The 6758-nt window shown below is 44.6% G+C and carries 6 protein-coding genes and 1 pseudogene; 5 read left to right on the top strand and 2 right to left on the bottom strand.

Annotated elements, in window-relative coordinates:
• From Q0338_RS06020 to Q0338_RS06000, 5 genes and pseudogenes are all read left to right on the top strand, one after another.
• A pseudogene (locus tag Q0338_RS06020) lies at positions 1-459 on the top strand (hypothetical protein); the annotation flags it as partial.
• Between the two features lie 80 nt (positions 460-539).
• The gene (locus Q0338_RS06015) at positions 540-674 is read left to right on the top strand and encodes a hypothetical protein (RefSeq protein ID WP_298085966.1); all 135 of its coding nucleotides are present in this window, start codon (positions 540-542) and stop codon (positions 672-674) included.
• A gap of 190 nt (positions 675-864) precedes the next feature.
• Entirely contained in the window at positions 865-2718 is a 1854-nt protein-coding gene (gene htpG, locus Q0338_RS06010; RefSeq protein ID WP_298085965.1) for a molecular chaperone HtpG, read from the top strand.
• A gap of 228 nt (positions 2719-2946) precedes the next feature.
• A complete protein-coding gene (locus Q0338_RS06005) occupies positions 2947-3453 on the top strand; it encodes a PAS domain-containing protein (RefSeq protein ID WP_298085964.1) in 507 nt (168 codons plus the stop codon).
• A complete protein-coding gene (locus tag Q0338_RS06000) occupies positions 3450-4166 on the top strand; it encodes an imidazole glycerol phosphate synthase (protein ID WP_298085963.1) in 717 nt (238 codons plus the stop codon). The genes Q0338_RS06005 and Q0338_RS06000 overlap by 4 nt, the downstream gene beginning before the upstream one ends.
• 121 nt (positions 4167-4287) lie before the next feature.
• Here the strand turns inward: Q0338_RS06000 and Q0338_RS05995 are convergent, their stop codons facing one another.
• Together Q0338_RS05995 and Q0338_RS05990 are read right to left on the bottom strand one after the other, a co-directional pair.
• A complete protein-coding gene (locus Q0338_RS05995) occupies positions 4288-5310 on the bottom strand; it encodes a UDP-N-acetylglucosamine--N-acetylmuramyl-(pentapeptide) pyrophosphoryl-undecaprenol N-acetylglucosamine transferase (protein WP_298085967.1) in 1023 nt (340 codons plus the stop codon).
• Positions 5311-5485: 175 nt separating this feature from the next.
• Entirely contained in the window at positions 5486-6646 is a 1161-nt protein-coding gene (locus Q0338_RS05990; protein ID WP_298085962.1) for an FtsW/RodA/SpoVE family cell cycle protein, read from the bottom strand.
• Positions 6647-6758 lie beyond the last annotated feature (112 nt).

The following is a 6758-nucleotide window of genomic DNA, read 5'->3' as shown; positions in this document are numbered from 1 at the left end:
CCTTTTATCTTTAATGCCAAGATGCACAATACCGGCGAAATCGACTTTGAGCGGATAGAAAAAGCGATCAAATTTAAGCCCGATCTAAACTACAAAACCGTCGTTGCTAGCCCTATTTGCAACTCCGCTTTGCTGCTGATACCGCTTCCCTCAGGACAAAAGTCCAAGCTTAGCGAAGCTGACGTCATCCGCCTCGTAAAGCTGCTGGTTGCGCACGGAGCGGATGCGAACGATAAATTTGTTTTAAGCTGCATTTACGGTGCGGACGGCTTTTGGCTTTTTAAAGAGCTGCTTAGCATGAACGCTGACGTGAGCGAGATACCTTGGCAAATTGCGCTGGATTTGCGCTCGTTTGCCTACAAAAATGGCGTTGTTTTTAAGTCGGGCGAGGCCGTAAATTTAAAGGCGGCGCAGTTTGGAAAAGCGCGAAATTTAGGGAATTTTACCGAGAGAAAATAAGATATTTCGAGGAGTTTTTAAAATTTAAAAGCTTAAAAGAGATTAACAAAGGCGGACTTAGATTTTTTATAGAGACGAATTTGGCGCTTGATAACGCCGAGGCGGTCAAATTTCTGCTAGAAAACGGACTTTGCGAGCGAGTGGGCGAATGCGAGTTTTTGAGAAAAAAGGCTAAATTTTACGAAGCGACGGAGGTTTTGAAGCTTAAATTTTAGTCGCCTTTGAAAACTCGGCAATAAAATTTAAAAATCCAAATCCCAAATTTGACTAATTTTAACCTTTTACCGCGAGTCAAATTTGAGAAACAAATTTTAGATTAGTTGATAGTATTCGTATCAAGTTTAAAGATATTCTTAGCACCTTGTGCTATAATCTGCTAAAAATTTTAAAAACAAAGGACGAAAAATGAGCGAAAAATTTGAATTTCAGACCGAGGTAAACGAGCTGTTAAATTTGATGATACACTCGCTTTACTCGAACAAAGAGATATTTTTGCGCGAGCTCATCTCAAACGCGAGCGATGCGCTGGATAAGCTAAACTACCTATGCCTCACGGACGACGCATACAAAAGTCTAAGCTACTCCCCGCGAATCGATATCAAAATAGACAAAGATAAAAAGACGCTAACGATCAGCGATAACGGCATCGGCATGGACAAAAATGAGCTGATAAATAACCTCGGCACCATCGCTAGAAGCGGCACGAAGGGCTTTTTGGACAAGCTAAGCGGCCAAGCCAAAAAAGATAGCGCGCTCATCGGGCAGTTTGGCGTCGGGTTTTATTCGGCGTTTATGGTAGCGGATAAGATCGAAGTCGTGAGTAAAAAGGCGCTTGGCGATGAGGCCTTCATGTGGAGCTCGGATGCGAAAACCTACGAAATCTCGCCCGCGCAAAAAGATAGCCACGGCACCTCGATCACGCTTTATCTAAAAGACGATGAGTTTGCCGAGTCCTACCGCATAGAAAACATCGTCAAAAAATACTCCAACCACATCCCGTATCCGATATTTGCGGATAAAGAAGAGTACGTAGCGCCTAAAGAGGGCGAAAAAGAGGGCTCGTACGAGACCAAAAACGTGCAGATAAATAAGGCCTCGGCGCTTTGGAAAATGAGCAAAAGCGCGCTAAAAGATGCCGACTACAACGACTTTTATAAGCAAATCTCGCACGATAGCGAAGATCCGCTGCTATGCGTACATACAAAAGCCGAGGGCAAGATCGAGTACACTACCCTATTTTTCGTGCCGGCTAGTGAGCCGTTTGATCTATTTCGCGTGGATTATCAAAGCGGCGTGAAACTCTACGTCAAAAGCGTATTTATCAGCGACGACGCCAAAGAGATGCTGCCGCCGTATCTTAGATTTGTCCGCGGCATAATCGACGTTGAGGATCTACCGCTAAACGTCAGCCGCGAAATCCTGCAAGAAAACAGCATAATGCGTAGCGTAAGGGAGCAAAGCGTTAAGAAAATCCTGGGCGAACTAGCCAAGCTAAAAGAAAAAGATAGAGAAAAATACATCAAATTTTATAAAATATTCGGCAAGGTGATCAAAGAGGGACTTTACGGATTTAGTAGCGAAAAGGAGCAAATTTTAGACCTTTGCCTCTTTAAATCAAGCAAGCGCGAGGGACTAATCAGCCTAAAAGAGTACAAAGAGGCGATGAAAGACGGACAAAAATCGATCTACTATATCAGCGGAAACAACGAAACGATGCTAAGAAATTCGCCGCTTTTAGAGAGCTTTAAGGCTGAGGGCACCGAGGTGCTCATTATGGACGAGGAGATAGACTCTATCGTTATGCCGATGGTCCAAGACTACGACAAAACACCGATAAAAGCGGTAAATCACACCGATATCGACGCCGAGATCAAGCCGGAAAAAAGCGAAGCCGACGAGGGCAAATTTGCCGCGCTGCTAGCTAAGATGAAAGAGATACTAAAAGACGAGGTCAAGGACGTAAAGCTAAGCTCGCGCCTAAGCGAAAGCGCCGCCGTCATCGTCTACGATAAAAACGATCCCGACTACGCTACGCAGATGATGCTAAAGCAGATGGGGCATAGTGCGGGTAAAATTTTGCCGATACTGGAGATAAATCCAAAGCACGAGCTCTTTGAAAAGCTATCTCAAAACGAGGCGATGATCTACGACGCGGCGGAGCTACTTTTAGATATGGCTAAGCTAAACGAAGGCGTCGCGATCGACGATCCGTCAGCATTTAGTAAAAAGCTAACCAAAATCCTGTTAAAAGCGATCTAAATTTAAGCCTTTTTGAGGCTTAAATTTTCGGCTCGGCGGCGGAGTTAAATTTGTCGCCGAGTTTTTTAAATTTAAGCTCAAATTTACGCTCCAAAATCCACCCGCCCTACCCTTAAATTTACGGCGTCAAATTTGATTTAATAGGCGTTTGCTATCTAGGTTGAAAAAATTAGTAAGCTACATTTGCGTAATATTTGGTTATAATTGCCGAAAAATTTAAGGTATGAAGTGAACGAAAGTAAGGAACATTTCGTAAAAGAAGAAGATTTTATCGTATCAAAAACCGATCTAAAGGGCAAGATAACCTACTGCAATCAGCCGTTTTTAAAGATCGTCGGCGCGACACAAGAGCAACTTTTGTACAAACCGCACAACGTCATCAGGCATCCCGATATGCCGCGCATCGTGTTTAAGCTACTGTGGGAGCGTATCAAGGCGAAGCAAGAGATATTTGCGTTCGTTAAAAACAAGAGCTTTGACGGCGGCTTTTACTGGGTATTTGCCAACATTACGGCTTCGCTAGACGCCAACGGAGAGATCATCGGCTACTACTCCGTTCGCCGCAAGCCAAACCCAGATGGCGTCAAATTTATCGAAGGCGTATATAGACGGTTGCTTGAGGCCGAAAAAAGCGGCGGCATGGAGGCTTCGGGCAAGCTACTGGGACAAATTTTAGCTGGCGCCGGCGTCGGCTACGACGAGCTAGTGCATAAACTTCAGCGAGGGCAGATATGAGACAGCATCCAATCTCGGGCGATATAATTAAGCTAAAAAACGAGCTTAACGAGCTTGAAAAAATGGACATCAAACCGCAAGAAGCGATCATGAGCGCCGCGCAGTTTAGCACTATAGCTAATTCGATTAAGGTGCAAGGAGCAAAAGGTAGCGGATATTTTTCGGCCGTTTTTGATGATGAGGAGTATTATGCTAACATTAGCGCCTATCTGTCGCAAATACTCTCGGTGATATCGCTAAAAAGCGAAAAAAACGGTATCAGTATAAAAGCAAATCTCAAGCTCCAAGTCACCGCGAAAAATATCAAGGATATAACCGAGCTCCTGCAAGCTCAAAGTGCTATCATGCAAAAATACAAAAGACGAAGCTTCTTTGACAAAGACGCGGCTCGTCTGCGCGCCGTAAAGACGCAGCTAGCCGAGCTACTTAAAGCGCAATCAAGACTAGATAAGCTACTAAAAACGCAGGCTAGCATCATCTCAAACGTGATTTTAGGCGAGTTTAAGACAGTATATAAATTTTTGCTCTACGCGGTTTTTGTAGCAAAAAGCAGAGGTGATCAGCTACTTTTAGCCGAGATAATAAGCGTTTGCGATAAGATTGCAGCAATGATTGGGCCGATATTTAGCGACCAGAGTCTAAAGACTGGCGAGCTCGTGTATCACTATCTGGTTTACGAGCTGCGAGAGTTGAAAGCGAATTTTATAAACTAATCTTTTTGCTTTTTTGTATTGTTTTTTATAAATTTAGCGCGCTTAAACTGCGGCAAATTTAATCATGTTTTCAAATTTGCATTAATCCAAAGATATTTAAATTTAACGCCCTGCCGTAAATTTAAATATCTTTTAAAATTTCATCCGCTATTTTTCCCGCGCCGCCGTTATCTATCTGCTTGGAAAGCTTGCTTGAAATTTGCGCTATATCCATCTCGTTTATCAAATTTAGCATCTCATCCGCGTCGATTTCGCCGCCTTTTTGAAAGCAAAATTTGGCCAAATTTTGATCCACGAGAAATTTCGCGTTAAACACCTGATGGTTGTTTGCGGCGTAAGGATAAGGCACGAATACGCTAGGCAGTGCATTTGCCGTGAGTTCCCACAGCGTGCCCGCCCCTGCGCGGCTTATCGCTAGATCGGCACGACTCATCTTAAGCTCTATTTTGGGATCAAAGTCAAAAAGTTCGAGTTCGTCGCTGCTAAGACCTAGTTTTTTGTACTCCTCTTGTAAGCTCTCAAGCGCGTTTTTGCCGCATTGATGGATGATTTTTACGCCTTTTTCTTTAAAAACGGGAGCCAGCTTTAAGGCTAGCGAATTTATCGCCGCCGCACCCTGCGAGCCGCCTAAAAATATCACCGTTTTTAGCTCGCTGCGAAGCCTAGCCGCGCTAAAAAATCTCTCCGCTACGGGATAGCTAAAAACAGGCTTAAAATACGAGCTAAAAAAACCCTTTGCGAGCGGTTTTAAGAGCTTGTTTAGGTTGCCGATCACGGCGTTTTGCTCATGGATAAAAAGCGGCGTGCGTGAGATGATCGCCGCAAATGCTGCAGGCGCCGCACTGTATCCGCCCACGCTAACGACGGCTTTTACGGCATGAGTTTTGAAAATTTTACGACATTTAAAGGCTAAATTTAGGATATTAAAAAGCGAAAAAAGCTTGCCTAGTCCTTTTTTATTTACAACTCCGCTACTTGGCAGGAAAAATATCTCGCTAAATGCGGCGTCGTTTTCAAACCACATCTTGTCCTGGCCGCTGCTTGAGCCTACAAATATCGTCCTACATCCGCGCGATACCAGTTCTTCGTTTAAGGCTTTTGCGACAGCCAGGTGTCCGCCAGTGCCGCCGCCACAGACTACGATAGTGCCGCTTTCGGTTTTATTTCGGGCTTCGCTGTTAGTCAAATTTGACGGCAAAATTTCAGCAGCATTTTGCTCTTTGTCTTGTGCATTTTCAGGCGTCAAATTTTACTCCTTGTCGTCTAATTTCGGACGTTCAAATTTGACCTTAAATTTGCGTCGTAAGTCAAATTTGGGCCTAATCTTTTACTTTTTTACTCACCATCAGCACCATGCCGACCCCTATGCAAAGCGCTAGGATCGAGCTACCGCCGTAGCTTAGAAACGGTACGGCGATGCCTTTGATAGGCGTGATCGAGGTGATGCCGTATGAGTTCATGATAAACGAAAACGAGATGAGAAGCCCGACGCCGAGCGTAAAGAGGTGATAGACTTTGTTTTCACTCCTTGAGGAGACGCGAAAGATACGGAAAAGCAAAATCAAAAGAAGCGACGTGATGATAAGTATCCCCAGCACCCCGACCTCCTCGGCGATACCGGCAAGTACGAAGTCCGTGTGCACTTCGCTCAAAAATCCGAGCTTAAACACGCCCGCTCCAAGCCCTTCGCCGAAAAATCCGCCGTGCTTTATCGCATTTAGCGAGTGCGAGATCTGATAGGGCTCAGGTACGCCCTCGACGCGAAACATATTTGCCATATTTTCGGGCATAAGCGAAAGGACCATATTTTGCACCGTGCCCCACCATGATTTTATACGCAAAATTCGGTGTTCTGACGTAAAAATAGCCACAAAAGCAAGTACTGAAGCGCCCGCCATACCGATAACGAAAAGCCGCTTGCTAGTGCCGGCAAAAAGCATCATAACGATGAGCGTGAGCGCTAAAACTACGACTTGGCCGAGGTCGTTTTGAAGGATGGCGATGAGATAAACGGCTATCAAAAACAAAAACATATAAGGCAAAATGAGCTTAAATTCCTGCTTTAGGCTCTTTTTGCTGCCGTCGATCTTACGCGCGAAACTCCATGCCAAAAAGTAAACGAAACCGATCTTAAAAAACTCAACAGGCGCTAGAGAAAAGCCCGGCAAGCGTATCCAGCGCTTGGCTCCGCCCGCATCGGTAACCAGCGAGCTAGGTAGCGCATGCATAGCTCCCATTGCGATAGCGCAAAAGCCGAATAGACAAAAGCCGATCCAAACCATTGATTTATCAGGGTCAAGCCGCGAGATGCCCCACATCAAAAATATCCCGATCACGCCAACGGCGAGCTGTCTAATGAAAAAATGGTAAGGTTCGTAGTTAAAGAAAAGCACGGTAAAAACGGGCAAGGATAGCGAAAAAACGATACCGATAGTAATGAGCGCGACGCAAGAGTAAAATATCCACTTATCCGCCTGCATTTTTCCCTTTCCCGAGTTAAATTTAAAGGGCGATTTTACTTAAATACGGCTTACAAAGATGTTAATCCGGCGTTTATAAAGTTCAAATTTAACCAAAAAAATATCCGAAAAA

Origin of the sequence: uncultured Campylobacter sp., assembly GCF_938018145.1 — a bacterium.
Lineage (GTDB): Bacteria > Campylobacterota > Campylobacteria > Campylobacterales > Campylobacteraceae > Campylobacter_A.
The sequence above is the reverse complement of the archived record's forward strand: the minus strand, read 5'-3'. Positions and strand labels throughout refer to the sequence as shown.

Coding starts and splice junctions, on each gene's coding strand:
- htpG (WP_298085965.1), top strand. CDS start 865: ATGAGCGAAAAATTTGAATTTCAGACCGAGGTAAACGAGCTGTTAAAT.
- Q0338_RS05990 (WP_298085962.1), bottom strand. CDS start 6,646: ATGCAGGCGGATAAGTGGATATTTTACTCTTGCGTCGCGCTCATTACT.
- Q0338_RS06000 (WP_298085963.1), top strand. CDS start 3,450: ATGAGACAGCATCCAATCTCGGGCGATATAATTAAGCTAAAAAACGAG.